This window comes from Pseudomaricurvus sp. ABR4_320, assembly GCF_056159445.1.
On record NZ_JBSWVF010000001.1, the window covers coordinates 552,081 to 572,304 of the forward strand.

The following is a 20,224-nucleotide window of genomic DNA, read 5'->3' on the forward strand; positions in this document are numbered from 1 at the left end:
AAAATCATGTCTGACTCTGCGCCAAACGCGCCCACTACTGCCACGCCAAAACTCATTTGGGGGCTGCACACCCGTTTGTTTCACTGGCTGCTCGTCCTGTTGGTGACGGGCCTTTTGATCTCCGGTCTGGGCGAAAACATGGACTGGATGACCTGGCACATCTATATGGGCTATGGCGTTCTGGGGCTGATCGTTTTTCGGCTGGTTCTCGGATTGTTGGGGCGAGACTACGGCCATTTTTCCCATTTTGTCTTGGCGCCCTCGAAAATTATCGCCTATCTAAAAGGCGAACAACGATTTCAGGGACACAACCCTCTGGGAACCTGGAGCGTTATTGCCATGCTGTTGGCGCTAACCGTTCAAGCGATCACGGGACTGCTGACGACCGATGAGTTTTTTGTCGAGGGCCCTTGGGTCTACGGTGCCAGCGAGTCGCTGGTCAGTTTGGGGTCGAAAATTCATGGTATTAATTGGATTATCATCGCCAGTCTCATTGGCCTGCACATCGCGGCAATCCTGTTTTATCAAGTGGTGAAAAAAGATCGTTTGATCGAACCCATGGTCACTGGCAAACGCAAAACCTCAGAACCGGCCGCTGTAAAAGTAACCTATACGCCATTAGAAAGAGTACTCTTCGCCGCCGTACTCGCCGGAGTGCTGACCTGGGCATTTGTGTCACTCCCCTATTGATGCTGTGGGACAGATGCTACGCATAAAAAAAGGCCGCGACGAATGCGGCCTTTTTTTATGGTTCTTCCGGACGAAGTTTTAAAACACCAGTCACTTGAATCAACCAGCACCGGATAGCTTAAGTCCGGATTGGCAGCAGAGTATCAGTTCAACTGATATTCCAGCGTAATGTCGGTATTCATCAATTTTGAGAGAGGGCAACCCTGCTTGGCCGCATCGGCAAGTTCAGCAAATTTCTCGTCGGCAATGCCATCTACTTGTGCCGTAAGTTGTAGCGCTGAGCGAGTAATCGTAAAGCCGTCGCCGTCTTTTTCCAGACTGATAACAGCCTGGGTATCCAGCTGCCCGTCTTTAAAACCTGCGGCTTCCAATTGAAAGGCAAGCGCCATTGTGTAACAAGCCGCGTGTGCCGCGCCAACCAGTTCTTCTGGATTTGTACCGGTTTCACCATCAAAACGGGTATTGAAGCCGTAGGGCTGGTCATTAAGTACGCCACTTTCCGTGGAAACATACCCTTTTCCCGCTTTCCCCAAACCTTCATAACGAGCCGACGCTGATTTACGAATGGCCATAGTAAACTCCTGAGCATAATGTGTTGTAGGAATTTAAGCGTTAACCGCTGACACGCGGATACGCTCATGCGTACAGAAAGTTACGCAGGAGTGGCCGAATTGGGATCAAGATAATCGGCGGTGTGTCTGTTGGCAGGCCAACAGACACGGACAAATGAATCAGTCTTTCTTGAAATCGTCGTGACAGCCTTTGCATGAACCGCCGAGATCCTTCATGGCACTCATGGTCGCGCCCATGTCATCGCCTTTGATGGCTGTAGCAAAGGTGTCGGCACGCTCAATGAAGGTGTCCATTGCTCTGGCAAAATCCTCAGGCTTTTCCCAAATCTCAGCTTTCGCGTCAGTTTTACCTTCTGCAGAACCTTCAGCGAAACTGGCTTTGGATATCTTTGCCAATTCTGCCAAGGCATCTGCATGAAAGCCCCAGTATTGTTGCATCTCCTCAGATCCTTTCATGGTCGCGCGTATCGCGCCAAAATGACCTGCAATGGCCTCCATCACGCCCTCACGTAAAGCAATCTGATCTTTCTGACTGGCCGCAACGGCAGTCAAAGAGGTAAAACAAACAGACGCCGCCAAAGCGACGGGAAGCACGGCTTTCTTCATCACGGTAATCCCTTTTTTTAAGGTTTTGATAACTATAAGGCATATTAAGATTGCCAAAGATAATTGTTATGAACAATACCAATAGGCAATTCATTAATACTAATACACAGGCTGTTACAATCTGGGTAACACTAGGAAGACAAACTTAACCTATCCTGAAAGATTTTTTTACCGAAGATTTATCCCCAGAATCCTCTTTTCGGCAGCAGGCTGCCCCACTCCGGAAATATCGCTACGCTGTCATCAATGACAGTTTTGTTACCCTTGGTAACCTCCTGAAATGCGTTGTTTTTTTTGGAAATATTGTTGACAGGTGGCAACTGGCAAACTATGGCTGACGCTCTGAGGGAACCGCGACGAAAAAAGTAACTCACAGTTCCTGTGGATAAATCTGAGGATAGTTTTAGGAAAAGCGTCGGCAGCCACGGAAACCCGTGATTCCCAGCAACTTGTTCAATATTTGCTCAAGAATTCACGAACAAAACCCCCGACCATCATGGGATGCAACAAGGCTATTCAGAATTAAATTGCATATAATTTGCCGCGCCAAAATCTATCGAAAATTGGCGCAGTTTGCCGAGCGTCCGTTCGGTCTGTTTTTCATCCAAAAATACGCGAGGAGATACGCTCATCAGATCCGTGTTACAGCGTTCGGTAACGCCCAAAAGCGTCGACATAAACTTGCCTTCCGGTGAAAAGCTGAGTCTCACTATCCGCTTTTCCAAGCGTCGCAGTCTGGCGCTGCAGGTCAAAGACGCCAAAGCGTGGATTGCCTCCCCCAACGGTGTGCGCCTGAGTAGCTTACGCGCTTTTGCACAATCGAAAGCAAGCTGGTTGTCTCAGCAACTGGAAAAACAACGCCAAAGCCTTGAGGCATTGCCCCAAAGGACATTTGCTGAAGGTGCCTACTGGCCTTATCGTGGTCGCGAGTATCCACTGCATATCCAGCATCACTCGCGCGCGAGCGAGATCACACAAACGAGCGATCGCCTCATCATTAAGCTGTCCAGTCGAGCAAGAAAGACGCAGCAGGATCAAATCAAAGAGGCACTTATCCACTGGTATCAACAGCAGGCTGCCGAGGTTTTACTGACGAAATCTATAGAAAGGTGCCGCCAACTGAATACTCAATTCAGCGGTCTTAAATTACGCAACACTCGCTCCAAATGGGGACATTGCACCCGTGCCGGTGTACTGCAATATAACTGGCTGATCATGCAGGCACCTGAGCCTGTGATCGACTACCTTGTATGCCACGAATGCTGTCATCTGATCCACTTTAACCACAGTCAAACTTACTGGTCATTAGTCGCGCAACAGATGCCGGATTTCGATGCTCACAGACGCTGGCTAAAAATCAATGGACGCCAACTCTTCGTCGATCGCCCACTTTGACGTGCAATTTTCTTTACACAAAAGCGCCCCATCTAATCTGACAAGGGAAAACTGAAATATTTCTTTAATCTTCTATAAATATCATAGAGTTAACACAATAAATTAAAGTACTTTAGAGAGATCGCGGTCGATGAATTTCGGAGTTTTTAACTCATTGTTTTACGAGAACTTTTTGTTTTGATGCCCCAGACATCAAACACCCTTTGTCTGCAGTCAAAAAATATCGGAAAGCAACCTGTTGCTTGCCAGTACCGGTAAAGGTCTGCTACAAATTAATTGCGGCCAGCGTTCAGGCAATCAACAGCCAGTCGCGAGAGCTGCACCCTATCAGGCCAGAAGGAAGGAAACGTGCTTATGGTAGATATGCAACTTGCTGAACCACTCAGCAGCGCACAGCCAATTCTCTACGTCCTCGACACCAACGTCCTCATTCACGACCCCACAGCACTGCTCAATTTTGAAGAACACCACGTCATGATCCCCATGACGGTCCTCGAAGAACTCGATAAATTGAAAGGAGGAAAACAGGCACTGGCCGCAGACTGCCGACAAGCCATCAGGGAAATCGACAAAATACTGGGACGAGCGTCCCCAGAAGAAATCGAAGCCGGGGTCCCGATACGACGAGAGAGTCTCAACAGAAACCAGGGCAAACTCTCGATACTGATGCACTCCCCTCCCCCCGATAATCTGGCCATTCTCCCCACCAGCAACAACGACAACAAAATCCTCAACGAAATCCGACTGCTCCGCAGCCAACTCCCCGAACACCGCATCATCCTCGTCACCAAAGATATCAACATGCGCCTGAAAGCCAGGGGCTGTGGATTGGAATCCGACGACTACCACAACGACCAGTTGGTCACCGACATCGAACAGCTCAACAAAGGCTATCTGGAGTTTGAAGGCAGCTTCTGGGAGCAGATCGAGAAGGTCGAAACGGAACAGCAGATGGGTCGCACGGTGCATCGCATTCCCCGTGCCGCCATCGGCAAAGACCTGTATCCGAATCAGTTCATCATCGATGAACAGGGCTTTATCGGCCGCGTCGTCGCCGTTGAGGAAGAAGAAATTCACCTCTTACACATTGATCGCGACAACTTTATGGAACGGGAAGCCTGGGGTCTGACACCCCGCGATACCTTCCAGGCCATGGCGCTCAATCTGTTGATGGATCCGGATGTTCATCTGGTCAATCTGACCGGTGCCGCCGGTTCCGGTAAAACCATTCTGGCACTGGCAGCCGCGATCGAAATGACCGTAGCCAACAAACAGTATCGACGCATTATCGCCACCCGCAGTACTCAGGGGCTGGACGAGGACATCGGCTATCTGCCGGGTACGGAAGCGGAAAAAATGGAACCCTGGCTGGGCGCCATTACCGACAACCTGGAAGCGCTCCATTGTGACGACGAAGACTGTTCCGGCAGCATCGACTATGTGCTGAATAAAGTGCCGCTGCACTTTAAATCGCTGAACTACATTCGTGGTCGCAGCTTTCAGCACAGCCTGATCCTGATCGACGAGTCTCAGAACCTGACGCCCCACCAGATCAAAACCATTGTCACCCGTGCGGGCAATGGCTCCAAAGTTATCTGTCTGGGAAATCTGGCGCAGATCGATACGCCTTACCTCAACGCCACCAGCTCTGGTCTGACCTACCTGACCGAGCGCTTCAAGAACTTTGAATACGGCGGCAACATCAAACTTCAGGGCGTGCCACGTTCACTGCTGGCGGAATACGCCGAAGCCAATCTGTAAAATATCACCAAAGATTTCCCCCGCCGGAACGGCGGGGGAAACAGAGTTGTCAGCCCAATTCCCGCAGAATCCACATCGGTGGTGTCGCCACCACTTTGCGACAGGCGTAAACCCCGAACCCTGCCACCACCAGTCCACTGGCGATGATCGCCGGAATCCAGAAGCGCAGGTTGAGCGAATATTCCTGCTCAAACACCCAGGTCTGTATGCCCGACAAAAGCGCCTCGGAGCTGACCACAGCCAACACACCCGCGGTGGCACCCAACAGTAAAAACTCCGCCCACAAGGCACCCAACAGACGTTTACGCGACGCCCCCAGCGCGCGCAACAACGCCGCCTCCTGTAACCGTGCTTCCATACTGGCGTGAATAGCCGCCCAGATCACCAGTACACCGCCGACCATCACCAGCCAGAGAATCCACTCCACACCGGCACTCACCTGATTGACGATGGTCTGGATCTGAGCGATCACACGATCCATTTCGATGACAACCAGAGTCGGATACTGCTGCAGAAGCGTGTTCAGCAGCGGCTTATCGCTTGGCTCCAGATGCACACTGGTCAGAAACGTCGGCGCGAAAGATTCCAGTGCACCGGGGGAAAGAAGAAAAAAGAAATTGGGGTTCATGGAATCCCAACGCAGAGTGCGGATACTGGCGACCTCAGCTTCCAGCGGTAGGCCACCAATGCTGAATGTGAGTCGATCACCGAGCACGACGCCCAATCGTTCAGCGATGCCGTCTTCAACAGAGACACCGATGCCAGTACCCTGCCAGTCATCCCACCACTGGCCATCCACGATGCGGTTGTCATCGGCCAGCTCAGACGCCCAGCTCAGATTCACTTCCCGACCTATGCCACGACGCTCTCTGTTCTCACCGTCAGTGGACTCTGCCGGCTCGCGTTCTCCCCGACGCTTGACCAATTCATCGTTAATGGCCGTAAGCCGTCCCCGCACCATCGGATAAAAGGGTTGCGGTTCAAGATTATTGTCGCGCAGTAGCTGGTCAACGGGTTCCACCTGCGCAGGTGTTACGTTGAGGAGAAAATGATTCGGTGCCCCTTCCGGCAGCTGTTGTTGCCAATCTGACAGCAGTCCCGTGCGAAGATTGGTCAGCGTCAGCAGTAAGGTCACCGCCAGTGCCACCACCACCAGCTGAATGACACTCTGCTGCTGATGGCGGCGCAGAGCCGCAATCGCCAGACGCAGACTGCCTCGGGAAACGTCCGCACTCCGACTGCGCCGGGTCAGCAGCAGAAAAGCCACGACGGCCACCGCCCCCAACAACAGAATCAGAGCCAGAAACACCGACACATTCAGCCAGATATCGGGATTCAGAAACGCTACCAACAAGGCCAACGCCAGAAACCCCATGGCAATCTGCGTGAACCAGGCAACGGTCGTGACCGACATCTCGCGACGAAGTACTTTGATCGGTGGTGTCCCTGGCAGCGACCAGAGTGGCGGAGCCACAAAACACAGCAGACAGACAACGCCGGTCACGGCACCAGGCAGATAGGCCTGCCAGGATGCTGCCATCAGATCCAGTGGCAACAGAGATCGCAACGCGTGAATAACGCCCAGCTGCAGAATCGAGCCGACCGCCATTCCAATCAGCGCCGTCACCCCGGCCAGCAGAATCAATTGCGCGCCATAGAGACTGATCACCTTCTGACGACTCGCTCCCAGCGCTTTCAACAGCGCGACCTGATCCACCTGTCGGGCGGCGAAGTGTCGCGCGGCGATGGCGATCGCAACCCCCGCTAACAGAATGCCGATCATCGCCGCCAACATCAGATAATCGGTCGCGGTTGTCATGCTGCGGGACAGTCGCCTCTGCGCCTGCTCCAGCGACATATCCCGCTCGTGCTCGCTGTACAAGGGCGCGAGAGCGCTCGCCACATCCGACAGCGCTGCGGGAGTTCCACCGAGTAAAAACCGATATTGAATGCGACTTCCCGGCTGTACAACCTCCGTCGCGGCGAGATCCTGATAGTTGATCATGACACGAGCGCCGAAACGGCTGAAATCACTGCCACGATCCGGCTCGTCCACCAGTATCCGGGTTATGGTCAGTGGCAGCTCGCCGACATCCAGCGTATCTCCAAGTGTCACTCCGAGCATCGGAAGCAAGCGCGCTTCCACCCAGACTTCACCCGGCGGCGGTATCTCGTTCGTCTGTTCAAGCAGCTCCGCCTGCGTAGCAAACGGCTGATCCGTAACCGTCAGGTGGCCCAGTATCGGATAGCCATCACTGACGGCTTTAACCGCTGCCAGATGCATCTGATCTCCGGCAAAAACCATGGACGCAAATTCGGCAATGCGTGCGGTTTTTACACTCGGCACCGTAGCGGCGGCGTCCAACCACTCAGCACCGAAGGGCTGGCTGCTTTCGACTACCTGGTCAGCACCGAGGAAGGTGTTTCCCTGGCGTTCCATGGTGCGCTCGACGCGATTGGTAAACAGGGAAATGGTGGTGACCACCGTCACCGCGAGTACCAGCGCCAGACTCAGCAGGCGCAACTCACCGCTGCGCAGATGCCGCCACAGTAATCTCAGAGGCAGCATCAGAGCGCCCCGGCCGTAGCCGTCGGCAGATTGCTCGCCTGTACCCGGCCACCGGCCAGCTGCAATTGAAATTCACAGCGATCAGCCAGCCGCTGCTCGTGGGTCACGAGAACCAGAGTCGCCTTCTGCTGGCGATTGAGATCGAACAGCAGATTGATCACCGTCTCCCCGGTTGTTGCATCGAGGTTGCCTGTCGGCTCATCGGCAAACAGAATTCTGGGTTGGCTGGCGAAGGCGCGGGCCACAGCAACCCGCTGTTGCTCACCTCCGGACAACTGCTTGGGGTAATGCAGCAGGCGATCACCCAGCCCGACCTGATCCAATAATTCTCTGGCACGAGCCTCCGCGCCGGAACTGGCACTCAATTCCAGGGGTAACATCACGTTTTCCAGCGCGGTGAGCCCCGGCATCAGCTGAAACGACTGAAACACGAAGCCGACACTCTCTGCACGAATCCCGGCTCGCCCTTCTTCGTCGAGGGCGGTGATGTCTTCTCCATCCAGAATCACCTGCCCGGATGTCGGGGTGTCAAGGCCGGCCAGTAATCCCAGCAATGTCGATTTGCCGGAACCTGACGCACCGACAATGGCGAGACTGGAAGCCTCAGGCAAGGTCATCGAAACGTTGTCCAGCACCGTCAGCGGCGATCCCGCCGAGGCCACTGTTTTCGTCAGATTTGTCGCTGCAAGTATCACTAACTTCGAATCTCCTGTGCATCATCAGGCACGCAAGTTTCCAGAATAATTACTCAGTGTATAAAGCAGGCACTGAATTCTCCATGAATCAGCGCGTTTATGCGCCGTATGGGGGTTTCTGCCGTAATATTAGAAGAAATGAATTAGAGTACCGTCCGTTCCAATGCATTCCCTCCTTAATAAAACTTTCCGCTCTGTGTCTCTGTTTTCATCAGCACGCTGGCTTTCCGGATTCTTTCTCTGCCTCTGCTTCCTCACGTCGCCCCTGGCCGGCGCGGCAACTGAGCGGAACTTATTAGTTTTGGGAGACAGCCTCAGTGCCGGTTACGGTATTGATGAAGCAGATGGCTGGGTCAATCTGTTGCGCCAGAAGCTGGATACGCAGGAAATTCCATTGACGGTTATCAATGGCAGCATCAGTGGTGATACCACCGCAGGCGGTTTGGCCAGATTGCCCAGACTGCTGGAACAGTATCAGCCCGAAATCGTGATTCTGGAGCTCGGCGGCAACGATGGTCTGCGCGGTTACCCCATTCCCCAGATGCGTGAAAACCTGGCCAGCATGATTGCCATGAGTCGCGAGCAAGGCGCAGAGGTGCTGCTGGTCGGCATGAAGATTCCCCCCAATTATGGGCCACGCTATACCCGCCTGTTTGAACAGACCTACCAGGATCTGCGCGAGGAGACGTCGGTCGCTCTGGTACCATTTATGCTGGTAGACGTCGCCCTGCACCCGGAAATGATGCAGAAAGATCAGATTCATCCCACCGCCGCAGGACAACCACCGATTCTGGACACCATCTGGAAGTCGCTGGCACCACTGCTCAATGACTGAAGAGCAGAATCAGTCCTGCACGAAAAGATGCTGAACAATCAGCTGGCAGGTCCGGCGCCCCCGGAATTCGTTGACGTCGAGCTGATAAACCGCATTTACTGAGCCGGCATCATCCCGCGGCCAGGATTCAAGATCGGCGTTAAACCAGATGGCATCAATCGAATCGACAGCAGCCTGTCCTTCCAGCACTGGCGTCAAAGCCAGTTTCAGGTGGTTCCCACCCACAACTCGCTGTTGCAGAATGTCAAAACGCCCCTCAAACAGCGGCTCGGGAAAGTGCTGCCCCCAGGGTCCGGCATTGCGCAGGGCTTCGGCAAATTCCAGCGTTAATTCCTCAGAATCCAGCTCGCCGTCCGTCAATACACGCGCTTCGAGATCATCATCGTCAACCATGGCCGCCACAACAGCCTGAAAAGTCTCTTCAAATCTTGCCAGATTTTCCCGCGCTATCGTGAGCCCCGCTGCCATGGCGTGACCACCAAAGCGAATGATCAGCCCCGGAAAACTGGCGTCCAGCCGGGCCAGTGCATCGCGGATGTGCAGACCGGGGATGGACCTTGCCGAACCTTTGATCTCACCCAAATCACCATCGGCAAAAATAATGACCGGCCGGTGAAAGCGCTCGCGAATTCGCGCCGCCAGAATCCCGATAACGCCCTGATGCCAGAGAGGATCATAGAGACAGAGTGCTGTCGGTATATCGTCTTCCTGCAAGTGAATGGATTGCAGGCTGGCCAGCGCTTCCTGCTGCATACTTTTTTCGATGCTGCGCCGGTCGCGGTTCATCTCATCCAGTGCCTGCGCCATTTCCCGGGCCAGCGAGGGACTGTCGCAGAGCAGACATTCGATCCCGAGCGACATATCATCCAGGCGGCCTGCCGCGTTAAGCCTGGGCCCGACAGCAAAGCCCAGATCCGTGGAACAGAGCCGATAGGCGCTACGTCCGGAGACCTCGATCAGCGCGAGAATTCCCGGCCGCGCTCTACCCGCACGGATACGCTGCAGCCCCTGCTGAACCAGGATGCGGTTGTTGCGATCCAAAGGCACCACATCGGCCACCGTACCCAGAGCGACAAGGTCGAGAAATTCCGCCATATTCGGCACCGGAATCTGCCGCTGCTCGAACCAGTTCCGCTGCCGTAATTTTGCCCGCAGCGCCGACATCACATAAAAAATGACGCCGACACCGGCCAGATTTTTACTGGGGAATCGACAACCAGGCTGATTAGGATTAACGATCGCTGCTGCAGCCGGTAACTCTTCGCCGGGTAGATGGTGGTCAGTAACGAGTACTGAAATGCCTAACTGAGTCGCCCGCTCGACGCCGGTAATGGACGAAATACCATTGTCGACGGTGACGATGAGATCCGGCTTCAGTCGTGCAGCAACCTCAACAATTTCAGGCGTCAGCCCATAACCGTATTCGAACCGGTTGGGCACGACGTAATGCACATTGGAGGCACCCATGGCACGCAGTGCGAGGCAGGCCAGCGCCGTACTCGTGGCACCATCAGCATCAAAGTCACCGACGATCACGATACACTGATCAGCCGTTACGGCATCGGCCAGCAGATCTGCCGCGGGCTCAACGCCATGCAGTTGTGCCGGTTTCTGCAAACCGCCAAGCACATAATCCAGCTCGGTGGCGGAGGTAACACCACGAGCCAGATAAATGGGCAGGAGACGCGGATGCACAGACTGCGCGGCCGCATCCTCGAAGTCAGGGGTTATTGCAGGAACCGGACGACGCAGGATTCGCGGTGTGGACATGGCATTCCAGAGTTGAAGCGTCCAACGGCCGCGCGATCACGGCCGCAGACAGGAATCAGACAGACAGTTTGTTGCCAATAAACGATTGTACGCCGGCAACGTCGTTAGGAAGTACGTGAAAGCGCTCTTCCCGCTCGAACAGATCTGCCATGTGCGCCGGCAGAGCCGGATCCTGAGTCTGACCGGCTTTACGGACTGCCTCAGGGAACTTGGCCGGATGGGCCGTCGCCAGAGAGATCATCGGCACATCGTTACTGCGGCGACACTGGCGCCCGGCTTCCACGGCGATGGCACTGTGGGGATCGAGCAGATAGCCTGTTTCGGTAAATACCCGCTCAATGGTGGCAACCGTTGAGCTGTCGTCCAGACGGAAGCTGTCGAACAGTTCGCGGGCACCGCTCAGCGCCGATTCTTTCAACACCAGAGGGCCGGATTTAAAGTCATCCATCAATTGACGAATGGCAGCGCCATCGCGGCCATAGAGGTCAAACAGCAGCCTTTCAAAGTTGCTGGACACCATAATGTCCATACTCGGCGACAGTGAATGCACCAGCGGCTTGCGGCTGTGATCGTTCTGGCTCAGGCAGCGATGAAGAATGTCGTTGGCGTTGGTAGCAATGACCAATTGCTCTACGGGCAGGCCCATCTGGCGGGCCAGATAACCGGCAAAGATGTCGCCGAAGTTTCCGGTTGGAACGGAAAACGACATTTCCCGATGCGGCGCACCCAGCTGCAGACCAGCATAAAAATAGTAAACAATCTGGGCCATAATCCGCGCCCAGTTGATGGAATTCACAGCGACCAGCTGGCGTCCGTCGGGCAGAAAAGACTGATCTCCGAAGCTCTGCTTAACCATGGTCTGACAATCATCGAAATTGCCTTCCAGAGCGATATTGTGAACGTTGGAATCCAGCACCGTGGTCATCTGCAGACGCTGGACGTCGGAGACCCGCTGATGAGGATGCAGGATAAAAATGTCCAGATTCGGACAGCCACGACAGCCTTCGATAGCCGCAGAGCCGGTATCACCCGAGGTGGCCCCCATCACAACGACTTTCTGATCACGCTGCTCCAGCAGGTGATTCAGCAGCTGACCGAGAAACTGCAGCGCGAAATCCTTGAATGCCAGGGTTGGCCCCTGAAACAGCTCCAGAACCCACTCTTGTGGCCCCAGCTGAATCAACGGCGCAACAGCCGAATGACGGAAGCTGGCGTAAGCGCGATCAATCAGCGCGGTTAATTCATCCCGGGTCAGATCGTCGCCGACAAAAGGCGTCATGATTTCCAGCGCCAGCTCCCGATAATTCAAGCCCGCCCAGGAAGCAATCTGTTCTTTGGAAAAACTGGGCAGGCTTTCCGGCACGTAGAGGCCGCCATCCGGCGCGAGTCCGGTTAAGACCACTTCGGCGAAACTCAACGCAGGGGCTTCACCCCGGGTACTGATATATTTCATCGTAGTTTCCCCTTATCCCAGTGATTCCACGCGGATTCGCGCAACGCTACCCACAGTGACGTCCAGCGCTTCAATCTCAGCCACCGCCTGCAGCAGGTCTTTTTCTTTCGCGCGATCCGTCAACAGAATCAGCGGTACTTCCGTCGCTTCATCGTCTTCCGGCTCTTTCTGCACAACAGCTTCAATACTGATGCCGGAATCGCTCAGAATACGCGTCACTTTATTCAGTACACCCGGCTTATCCTGTACGCAAAGACGTAGATAAAAAGCCGTCGTTACTTCCTCGATGGGCAGTACGGTTTTCGGTCTGACGTCTTCAGCGGAAAAACCGAGGGCCTGAGTTGCCGGACCACTTTCCAGTGTTTGAGCGACATCCACCACATCCGCGATGACGGACGATGCCGTCGGCTCAGCGCCGGCGCCGGCGCCGTAGTAGAGCGTTGGTCCGACCGCGTCGCCTTTTACCAGGACGGCATTCATCACACCGTTCACATTGGCAATCAGTCGCTTTTTCGGCACTAGTGTTGGGTGAACTCGCAGCTCAATACCCTCAGCGGTTTGACGAGCAATCCCAAGATGCTTGATGTTGTAACCCAGTTCCTGAGCATGCTCCAGGTCCTGCGGCTCAATAGCACTGATGCCTTCGGTATAGGCTTTTTCAAAATTCAGGGGGATACCAAACGCAATGGAGGCGAGAATCACCAGCTTGTGAGCGGCATCGATGCCCTCCACATCAAAGGTCGGATCCGCTTCCGCATAACCGAGACGCTGGGCTTCTTTGAGAACATCGGCGAAATCGCGGCCCTTACTTTTCATTTCAGAAAGAATGAAGTTACCGGTGCCGTTGATGATACCTGCCAGCCACTCAATTTTATTGGAACTGAGCCCTTCCCGAAGCGCCTTGATGATCGGAATACCGCCGGCGACGGCCGCTTCAAAAGCGACCTGCACATTATGCTCAGCGGCCAGCGCAAAAATCTCGTTGCCATGTTCCGCCAACAGAGCCTTGTTCGCGGTAACGATGTGCTTGCCATTGGTGATAGCGGTTTTTACCAGCTCCAGTGCCGTAGTGGTGCCACCGATCAGCTCGATCAGGACATCAACCTCTGGATTGGTGGCAACCTCGAAGATGTCTCTGGTGACGTTATAGGCACTGATATCGCAATTGGGGTTATCCCTGCGGGCGCCAATCTGAATAATCTGAATTTCTCTGCCAGCCCGGGAATTAATTTCGCGAAAATTGCGTTGAAGTACATTCACCGTACCGCTAGCCACGGTACCCAGGCCGCAAAGCCCCACTTTGACCGGTTTCAAGTTCAGTTCCTATCGTCGTGATCAGAAGACACGAAAAGCCCCGAAACGAAGATATCTGGGACTTTTCAGAAAAGGAGGGAACGATAAAGATCCGCCGTATAACTGTCAATTAAGGATTGGCGGTTAGCGGTATTTACCGGCGGCAAGCAGCCCTTGCCACGAACTACTGATGCGCCTGTATTTGCTCCATCAGGGCGTCAGCTGGCATGTAGCCGGGCAACAAGGTGCCATCTGCAAGAATGATCGCGGGAGTTCCCTGAACGCCGAGGTCGTTACCCAAAGCGAACTGCTCTGCAACGGGGTTATCCTTACAAACGTTTGCTTTGATGGAGCCGCCGTTCTTTAATTTGGTTAACGCTGACTGAGGGTCTTCGGCACACCAAGCCGTGGCAATTTTCGTGAAGGACTCGGAATCGACACCAGCCCTTGGAAACGCCAAATAACGAACTTCGACGCCCATGGCATTTAACGTTGGCACTTCTTTGTGAAGTTTGCGACAGTATCCACAATCCACATCCGTAAACACGTAAATGTGTGCTTTCGTCTCACCTTCAGCGGCAAAGATCAGCTCCTTATCTTTAGACACAGCATCCAATTGCTCAGCGCGAATCGGACGCATGGCTAAATCCTGCATATCAACGAAGCCGCCCTCGTTTACCCCATACAGAGGTCCGGGCAGGGCAAACTTACCGTCGGCAGTCACATACAACAGAGGCCCCTGTTCGATCTGAACCATATACAAACCGGGGACCGGACTTTGCGTGACGTCGCCATATTCAAGATCGCTTCGGGCACTTTTGAGCGATTTGTGAATACTGTCGACCACCTCGGCGGGAACCTTTTCCTCTGCGAATGATAAGCTTGCGACACTGCCGGTAAGGAGAGCAGCAGAGACCAGTTTTGCGAAAAATTTCAGCATAATAATGATCAATCTTTTTTGAATATGTATGAAGTTTAGCGGCGTTTATGGGCTAAGGCAGCCAATAGATAATGCCCAGTCTTGAATTGAAACTGAAAACCGTGACATTTTTGCTGGCAACCCACCCATAGAGTACAGAGCGCGGCCTGGGTTCCACAGAGGTTTTCCTGTCAGTCGAGCCAGTACAATGGCGATCCTGCCAGAAATATTTCGGCAACCAGAACCTGCTCTCCGCCACTTTCAAAGACCGATCTGCGCCCCCACAGGTCAGGCTGACTGTTTCTGCCCCACGGAATTCGATCGTTCGGCATGCGACAAACCTGAAAGGAGCCCCTTTGAAAGTCCGCTCCACGAAACAACCTATCCCCCAAAGGCGTGGACTGTAAATTTGACAGCTGAGCGGTCATCAAATGGCGTGATATAACCGATCTTGCAAAGACCCAAGGGGAGTTGTCACCGCACAACAGGACCTCTCGTACAACCCATTGCTTACATGGCTGCAAGCAGTCTAATTCATCTTGCTGTGGCAAAAGATCCGCCTGCCCCAATAGAGAGACCGCAACCTTTTCACAATAGCGGGACAGCCGTACCGTAAGCGATCCACGATCTAACAACCAGGAGCTCGCCCGAAGATCCGTGATACCAACCTCTTTCGGATCTTGCCAAATCGCCGATAAACCCAGTGGAAAAACAGGCCTGTCGAACACCTTATACGATCTCCATCTGGAACCCCAAAAACAAAAAGGCCATTCCCAGTGCTGGGAATGGCCTTTTGATCAATTCTACACACGCGAATGAAAAAGTTCGCGTCATAGGAATTACTTAGCGTTGAGCTTCTCTTTAATGCGAGCCGCTTTACCAGACAGGTTGCGCAAGTAGTAAAGCTTCGCCTGACGTACATCACCACGACGCTTAACGGCAATACTATCAATCAGCGGACTGTGAGTCTGGAAGGTACGCTCGACACCGATGCCATGGGAAATCTTACGCACGATGAAAGAGGAGTTAAGTCCACGGCTGCGAACACCCAGAACCACACCTTCGAAAGCCTGCAAACGCTCGCGGTTACCTTCTTTTACTTTAACCTGAACCACGACGGTATCACCGGGTGAAAATTCTGGCAGGTCCTTTTTAAGCTGCTCTTGTTCCAGCTCTTGAATAATCTTGTTAGACATAACGTTCTCCTACACCTGTATTGGCAGCGTTGCCGCTGATGACAAGATCGCGACGCTTCCCAGCGTGCCGCTTGTCGAAAGAAGAACAATAGCCCGATATCAGGTGGTATCCGCCGTAAGTTCTTCGGTTAATGTTATTGGTCGTCACCCTGAGCATCTTTAAATGCCTTGAGCAATTTTGACTCCAGTGGCGACAACTCTCGCTTTTCGAGCAATTCAGGCCGCTTCAACCAAGTTCTCCCGAGAGATTGCTGAAGCCGCCAGTGCGATATATTTTTGTGATTCCCCGACAATAAAACGGCAGGGACCTCGTGGCCTTGATAATTCACCGGCCGTGTATAGTGAGGGCAATCCAAAAGACCATCACTAAAGGAATCTTGAGCGGCAGAATCTGCGTGCCCAAGCACCCCAGGTAGCAATCTCACCATGGCATCAATCATTGCCATGGCTGCCAGTTCGCCGCCACTCAATACATAGTCGCCGATAGACCATTCCTCATCGACAGACAAATCAATCAATCGTTGATCAACGCCTTCATAGCGCCCACAGATCAACACTAAATTTCCCGCGTCAACCTGACGAGACGCTAACACCTGAGTAAACCTGTCTCCTTGGGGAGACAAATATACAACTCGGCAAGTATCTTCTTCTCCAGCCGCCCAATCTCTCGCGTCGGCTATCGCAGCTTGCAGCGGCTCTACCATCATGACCATACCTGGTCCGCCACCATATGGGCGATCATCCACGGTTCGATGACGGTCGGAGGTAAAGTCTCTCGGATTGATCAAACGTAGATCAACTTTATTTTCTGCCAATGCTCGACCGATAACACCACTGCCAGTCAAGGCAGTAAACATCTCAGGAAAAAGTGTAATAACCGCAATTCGCGTCATCGCCATACACATTCTCCTACCCAGTCGCGAATCACATCAGCGTAAAGCGCACAACTCCAAGTGGGTGGCACTTTAGAACTCAGGATCCCAATCGACCGTGATCACCCCATCACCGACATCAATATTTAGGACATATTGACCTGGCACATAGGGAATCAGCCGCTCAGTTCCGGCAGAATCCTTCACCACCATGACATCATTGGCGCCGGTTTCCATCAGATCGACAACGTCTCCCAGCTCCACACTGTGCCCTTCGTGCACCGATCGTACACGCAGCCCCTGCAATTGGTGCCAGTAAAACTCCCCGTCTTCCAGACCAGGTAGCTGCTCTGCGGGGACCTCTATTGTAGCCCTAACCAATAACTCAGCCTGGGTACGATCATCAATGCCTTTTAACTGCGCGATATACCCTTTGCCGTGAGCTTTAAAGCCCACCAATTCAACCTCTTGCAACCTGCCATTACTATTTAACGTCCATGGCGAGTAGTCAAAGAGGTTTTCTGCCGGCGAGGTATCCGAGTGGACCTTGACCCACCCTTTAATGCCAAAGGCACTACCGATACGGCCAACAACCAATCGCTTGTCAGGGCTGCTCACGCATTAACGTCCAAAGTCGCGATCGGTTATGAGGCAATTACGCCTCAGCAGGTGCTGCAACCTGCTCTTTCAACAACTTGGCGACACGCTCGGAGCACTTGGCACCTTTAGATACCCAGTAATCAATACGGTCATTGTCAATGCGCAAACGCTCTTCTTGGCCGCGGGCAATTGGGTTGAAGAAACCGACACGCTCAATAAAGCGACCGTCACGAGATGTGCGACTGTCGGATACGGTCACATGATAGAAAGGACGCTTCTTAGAACCACCACGTGAGAGACGAATACTTACCATAAGCTGGGCCTACCAGTTAATTACGTTTATCCAGCCCAGCCATTCATAGGGCTGGACGTAACAATTTCTTCTAATAACTCTTCAAGGAATTAGAGACACCGCGCCTTGGTAATGGCGCACGAAAGCACCTCCAGACCAAAGCTAGAGCCTCTTTAAAGAGGCGCGGTATTCTAAGGGAAGCTAAAACGCTTGTGAAGGGATAATTCCTATTATTTTAGCGCATACCAGGCGGCAGACCGCCGCCGCCGCCCATCATGCCGCCCAGGCCACGCATCATTTTAGACATGCCGTCGCCTTTCATTTTCTTCATCATTTTAGACATCTGCTTGTGTTGCTTCAGCAATCGATTCAAATCTTGCACGCTCGTGCCGGATCCCTCAGTGATACGGCGCTTGCGGGAACCATTCAACAAGTCTGGATTGGCACGCTCAGCCGGGGTCATGGAGTCAATAATGACTTCCATTTTCTTAAATTGGCCACCAAGGTTAGCCTGCTCTGCCAGCTGTGCGACGTTCCCCATGCCTGGCAATTTCTCAAGCATGGCGCCCATTCCACCCATGTTTTGCATCTGTTGCAGCTGTTCTTTGAGGTCGACAAGATCAAAACGCTTACCTTTGACGACTTTCTTGACCAGTTTGTCCGCTTTTTCTCGGTCAATTTTTCGCTCAGCGTCTTCAATCAAAGACAGTACGTCGCCCATTCCAAGAATGCGGGAAGCGATTCGGTCGGGGTGGAAAGGCTCCAGCGCCTCACTTTTTTCGCCCATCCCCATGAACTTAATCGGCTTGCCGGTGACATGCCTGACTGAGAGAGCCGCACCGCCTCGCGCATCACCATCTGCCTTGGTCAATACCACCCCGGTTAACGGCAGCGCTTCGTCAAAGGCTTTCGCCGTGTTGACCGCATCCTGTCCCGTCATGGCATCGACTACAAATAAGGTTTCGACCGGATTGATCGCGCTGTGTACCGCCTTGATCTCCCCCATCATTTGCTCATCAATATGCAATCGACCCGCGGTATCGACGATGACAACATCCGCATAGTGCTTGCGCGCATGAAGTATGGCGCCTTGCGCAATATCGACAGGCTTTTGGTCCGGAGAGGATGGAAAAAACTCAACCCCGACCTCGCCAGCCAGGGTTTCCAGCTGCTGAATCGCCGCTGGTCGGTAGATGTCAGCGGAAACAACGACAACCTTTTTCTTTTCCCGCTCCTTGAGAAACCGGGCCAGCTTACCGACGGTGGTTGTTTTACCTGCCCCTTGCAAACCCGCCATTAGGACGACGGCGGGCGGTTGGGCGGCAAGATGTAACCCCTCATTCGCCTCCCCCATAACATTGACGAGTTCAGCCTGGACAATTTTAATGAATTGCTGACCGGGATTCAGAGCTCGCGCGACCTCTTGTCCCAGAGCACGCTTACGAACACTTTCGATAAAGGCCTTAACAACGGGCAGAGAAACATCCGCCTCCAACAAAGCTTTGCGAACTTCCCTCAAGGAGTCGTTGATATTCGCATCCGTCAACCGGCTTTTGCCGGTCACGCGTTTTACTGTTCGCTGTAGGCGTTCCTGTAGATTGTCAAACATGCAGAGTCTCAACTGATGGTTCTTTTAGCGACGAAGGCTCTGGCACATCTTGGAAAGCTGCACCGAAACCTGCGGCTGGAAAAATACGTGTCACATGCGCGGGACGTCTCCCACAACCAATTGTCGACATTATAACGGATTCACAGAGGTCTACACTAACGCAGAGAAAATCGATAAGCTGCACCGCCGTTTTTCGAAACCTCTATTTAACTTGTGACAGCGCTGTGACACACTGCGGCGCGAATAGTACGCATTTGAACTGATTCATGCCCCATTCCATCATCGTTGCCGCCAACCTGGTTGCCATAGCGCTCTATATCGCCGGGGCCTTTTATCTGTTGTCTCAGACGCTGCACAAGCGTGTCAGCTCCAGCGGATGGATTATTGCCATCACCAGCATTGCTCTGGTCTTTCACGCGTTTGGGGGCGCCCACAGTTTAATTCGGCCCAACGGTTTGAGCCTCGGTTTATTCAAGATTTTTTCCCTGCTGTGCTGGGTTATAAATGCCGTTGTTTTGATCAGCGGACTGCGTAAACCTCTATATACCCTGTTTTTATTCTTATTTCCGATTTCGGCAACCGCCATCATCCTGGCGCTACTGACTGGCAACACATCTCCCCCGATTCCTTTTGAAACCGGTACCAGTGTTCATATACTGCTCTCGATTTTTGCGTACAGCTTGCTGGTTATCGCCTCCTTGCAGGCATTGCTTCTGGCGTTTGAAGTGCATCAATTGAAAAACAAGCACCCAGCGGGACTGATTCGGCTTCTGCCCCCACTGCAGACGATGGAAGCGCTGTTTTTTGAATTGCTTTGGGCGGGCTACCTGTTGCTCTCTATGGCAATCATCAGCGGCTTTGTATTCCTGGAAGACTTGTTTGCACAACACCTAGTCCACAAGACGTTGCTATCAATTACCGCCTGGATTATTTATTCCATTTTGCTGTGGGGTCATCATCGACTTGGCTGGCGCGGTATGACCGCTGTTCGCTGGGCGCTGGGAGGCTTTTTCATCTTAGTGCTGGGCTTTCTTGGCAGCAAATTCGTGCTGGAAATTCTGCTCCACAACCCCGTTTGATGGTGCGCATGGCGCGAA

20 protein-coding genes are annotated in these 20,224 nt (G+C 53.2%); 5 read left to right on the forward strand and 15 right to left on the reverse strand.

Features of this window, described 5'->3' with window-relative positions; all coding sequences use genetic code 11:
- Positions 1 to 6: 6 nt before the first annotated feature.
- Positions 7 to 690: a cytochrome b/b6 domain-containing protein gene (locus ACXAFR_RS02410; protein WP_475171569.1), complete on the forward strand. Its 684-nt coding sequence runs from the start codon at positions 7 to 9 to the stop codon at positions 688 to 690.
- Between the two features lie 143 nt (positions 691 to 833).
- On the opposite strand, the gene ACXAFR_RS02415 is transcribed toward ACXAFR_RS02410, so the two are convergent.
- From ACXAFR_RS02415 to ACXAFR_RS02425, 3 genes are all read right to left on the reverse strand, one after another.
- On the reverse strand, positions 834 to 1,262 hold the full coding sequence (locus ACXAFR_RS02415) for an OsmC family protein (RefSeq protein ID WP_475171571.1): 429 nt from the start codon (positions 1,260 to 1,262) through the stop codon (positions 834 to 836).
- A gap of 159 nt (positions 1,263 to 1,421) precedes the next feature.
- Positions 1,422 to 1,868 carry a c-type cytochrome gene (locus tag ACXAFR_RS02420; protein WP_475171572.1) on the reverse strand — a complete coding sequence of 149 codons (447 nt, stop codon included), beginning with the start codon at positions 1,866 to 1,868 and terminating at the stop codon, positions 1,422 to 1,424.
- Positions 1,869 to 2,380: 512 nt separating this feature from the next.
- Complete coding sequence (locus ACXAFR_RS02425; protein WP_475171574.1) at positions 2,381 to 2,545, reverse strand: hypothetical protein; 165 nt, start codon at positions 2,543 to 2,545, stop codon at positions 2,381 to 2,383.
- A gap of 4 nt (positions 2,546 to 2,549) precedes the next feature.
- On the opposite strand from ACXAFR_RS02425, the gene ACXAFR_RS02430 reads away from it, so the two are divergent.
- Positions 2,550 to 3,263, forward strand: a complete 714-nt coding sequence (locus ACXAFR_RS02430; protein ID WP_475171575.1) for a M48 family metallopeptidase — start codon at positions 2,550 to 2,552, stop codon at positions 3,261 to 3,263.
- 354 nt (positions 3,264 to 3,617) lie between these two features.
- Positions 3,618 to 5,024, forward strand: a complete 1,407-nt coding sequence (locus tag ACXAFR_RS02435) for a PhoH family protein (RefSeq protein ID WP_475171576.1) — start codon at positions 3,618 to 3,620, stop codon at positions 5,022 to 5,024.
- A 49-nt stretch (positions 5,025 to 5,073) separates the two neighbouring features.
- Here ACXAFR_RS02435 and ACXAFR_RS02440 read toward each other — a convergent pair whose 3' ends face one another.
- Positions 5,074 to 7,593 carry an ABC transporter permease gene (locus ACXAFR_RS02440; protein ID WP_475171577.1) on the reverse strand — a complete coding sequence of 840 codons (2,520 nt, stop codon included), beginning with the start codon at positions 7,591 to 7,593 and terminating at the stop codon, positions 5,074 to 5,076.
- Complete coding sequence (locus ACXAFR_RS02445) at positions 7,593 to 8,285, reverse strand: ABC transporter ATP-binding protein (RefSeq protein WP_475171881.1); 693 nt, start codon at positions 8,283 to 8,285, stop codon at positions 7,593 to 7,595. The genes ACXAFR_RS02440 and ACXAFR_RS02445 overlap by 1 nt, the downstream gene beginning before the upstream one ends.
- Before the next feature lie 304 nt (positions 8,286 to 8,589).
- On the opposite strand from ACXAFR_RS02445, the gene ACXAFR_RS02450 reads away from it, so the two are divergent.
- Positions 8,590 to 9,123, forward strand: a complete 534-nt coding sequence (locus ACXAFR_RS02450) for an arylesterase (protein ID WP_475171579.1) — start codon at positions 8,590 to 8,592, stop codon at positions 9,121 to 9,123.
- Positions 9,124 to 9,132: 9 nt separating this feature from the next.
- Here ACXAFR_RS02450 and recJ read toward each other — a convergent pair whose 3' ends face one another.
- The 10 genes from recJ to ffh form a co-directional block, all read right to left on the reverse strand.
- The gene (recJ, locus tag ACXAFR_RS02455; protein ID WP_475171581.1) at positions 9,133 to 10,893 is read right to left on the reverse strand and encodes a single-stranded-DNA-specific exonuclease RecJ; all 1,761 of its coding nucleotides are present in this window, start codon (positions 10,891 to 10,893) and stop codon (positions 9,133 to 9,135) included.
- A 55-nt stretch (positions 10,894 to 10,948) separates the two neighbouring features.
- Positions 10,949 to 12,346 carry a threonine synthase gene (gene thrC, locus ACXAFR_RS02460; RefSeq protein WP_475171583.1) on the reverse strand — a complete coding sequence of 466 codons (1,398 nt, stop codon included), beginning with the start codon at positions 12,344 to 12,346 and terminating at the stop codon, positions 10,949 to 10,951.
- A 12-nt stretch (positions 12,347 to 12,358) separates the two neighbouring features.
- On the reverse strand, positions 12,359 to 13,660 hold the full coding sequence (locus ACXAFR_RS02465; RefSeq protein ID WP_475171585.1) for a homoserine dehydrogenase: 1,302 nt from the start codon (positions 13,658 to 13,660) through the stop codon (positions 12,359 to 12,361).
- A gap of 163 nt (positions 13,661 to 13,823) precedes the next feature.
- The gene (locus tag ACXAFR_RS02470; RefSeq protein ID WP_475171587.1) at positions 13,824 to 14,579 is read right to left on the reverse strand and encodes a thioredoxin fold domain-containing protein; all 756 of its coding nucleotides are present in this window, start codon (positions 14,577 to 14,579) and stop codon (positions 13,824 to 13,826) included.
- 170 nt (positions 14,580 to 14,749) lie between these two features.
- A complete protein-coding gene (locus tag ACXAFR_RS02475) occupies positions 14,750 to 15,286 on the reverse strand; it encodes a chorismate--pyruvate lyase family protein (protein WP_475171589.1) in 537 nt (178 codons plus the stop codon).
- A 111-nt stretch (positions 15,287 to 15,397) separates the two neighbouring features.
- Positions 15,398 to 15,754, reverse strand: coding sequence for a 50S ribosomal protein L19 (gene rplS, locus ACXAFR_RS02480; RefSeq protein ID WP_475171591.1), 357 nt, complete (start codon positions 15,752 to 15,754; stop codon positions 15,398 to 15,400).
- Between the two features lie 134 nt (positions 15,755 to 15,888).
- Positions 15,889 to 16,659, reverse strand: a complete 771-nt coding sequence (trmD, locus tag ACXAFR_RS02485) for a tRNA (guanosine(37)-N1)-methyltransferase TrmD (protein ID WP_475171593.1) — start codon at positions 16,657 to 16,659, stop codon at positions 15,889 to 15,891.
- Positions 16,660 to 16,719: 60 nt separating this feature from the next.
- Complete coding sequence (rimM, locus tag ACXAFR_RS02490) at positions 16,720 to 17,244, reverse strand: ribosome maturation factor RimM (RefSeq protein WP_475171595.1); 525 nt, start codon at positions 17,242 to 17,244, stop codon at positions 16,720 to 16,722.
- 37 nt (positions 17,245 to 17,281) lie between these two features.
- The gene (rpsP, locus tag ACXAFR_RS02495) at positions 17,282 to 17,539 is read right to left on the reverse strand and encodes a 30S ribosomal protein S16 (RefSeq protein ID WP_475171597.1); all 258 of its coding nucleotides are present in this window, start codon (positions 17,537 to 17,539) and stop codon (positions 17,282 to 17,284) included.
- Between the two features lie 214 nt (positions 17,540 to 17,753).
- Positions 17,754 to 19,127, reverse strand: a complete 1,374-nt coding sequence (gene ffh, locus ACXAFR_RS02500) for a signal recognition particle protein (protein WP_475171599.1) — start codon at positions 19,125 to 19,127, stop codon at positions 17,754 to 17,756.
- Between the two features lie 266 nt (positions 19,128 to 19,393).
- On the opposite strand from ffh, the gene ACXAFR_RS02505 reads away from it, so the two are divergent.
- The gene (locus tag ACXAFR_RS02505; protein ID WP_475171601.1) at positions 19,394 to 20,206 is read left to right on the forward strand and encodes a cytochrome C assembly family protein; all 813 of its coding nucleotides are present in this window, start codon (positions 19,394 to 19,396) and stop codon (positions 20,204 to 20,206) included.
- Positions 20,207 to 20,224: the final 18 nt, after the last annotated feature.

Excerpts from the sequence above, each read along its gene's own strand:
- ACXAFR_RS02420 (WP_475171572.1), bottom strand. The coding sequence starts at position 1,868 with ATGAAGAAAGCCGTGCTTCCCGTCGCTTTGGCGGCGTCTGTTTGTTTT.
- ACXAFR_RS02440 (WP_475171577.1), bottom strand. The coding sequence starts at position 7,593 with ATGCTGCCTCTGAGATTACTGTGGCGGCATCTGCGCAGCGGTGAGTTG.
- rpsP (WP_475171597.1), bottom strand. The coding sequence starts at position 17,539 with ATGGTAAGTATTCGTCTCTCACGTGGTGGTTCTAAGAAGCGTCCTTTC.
- ACXAFR_RS02410 (WP_475171569.1), top strand. The coding sequence starts at position 7 with ATGTCTGACTCTGCGCCAAACGCGCCCACTACTGCCACGCCAAAACTC.
- ACXAFR_RS02425 (WP_475171574.1), bottom strand. The coding sequence starts at position 2,545 with ATGTCGACGCTTTTGGGCGTTACCGAACGCTGTAACACGGATCTGATG.
- ACXAFR_RS02505 (WP_475171601.1), top strand. The coding sequence starts at position 19,394 with ATGCCCCATTCCATCATCGTTGCCGCCAACCTGGTTGCCATAGCGCTC.
- rplS (WP_475171591.1), bottom strand. The coding sequence starts at position 15,754 with ATGTCTAACAAGATTATTCAAGAGCTGGAACAAGAGCAGCTTAAAAAG.
- recJ (WP_475171581.1), bottom strand. The coding sequence starts at position 10,893 with ATGTCCACACCGCGAATCCTGCGTCGTCCGGTTCCTGCAATAACCCCT.
- thrC (WP_475171583.1), bottom strand. The coding sequence starts at position 12,346 with ATGAAATATATCAGTACCCGGGGTGAAGCCCCTGCGTTGAGTTTCGCC.
- trmD (WP_475171593.1), bottom strand. The coding sequence starts at position 16,659 with ATGTGTATGGCGATGACGCGAATTGCGGTTATTACACTTTTTCCTGAG.
- ACXAFR_RS02415 (WP_475171571.1), bottom strand. The coding sequence starts at position 1,262 with ATGGCCATTCGTAAATCAGCGTCGGCTCGTTATGAAGGTTTGGGGAAA.
- ffh (WP_475171599.1), bottom strand. The coding sequence starts at position 19,127 with ATGTTTGACAATCTACAGGAACGCCTACAGCGAACAGTAAAACGCGTG.
- ACXAFR_RS02435 (WP_475171576.1), top strand. The coding sequence starts at position 3,618 with ATGGTAGATATGCAACTTGCTGAACCACTCAGCAGCGCACAGCCAATT.
- ACXAFR_RS02470 (WP_475171587.1), bottom strand. The coding sequence starts at position 14,579 with ATGCTGAAATTTTTCGCAAAACTGGTCTCTGCTGCTCTCCTTACCGGC.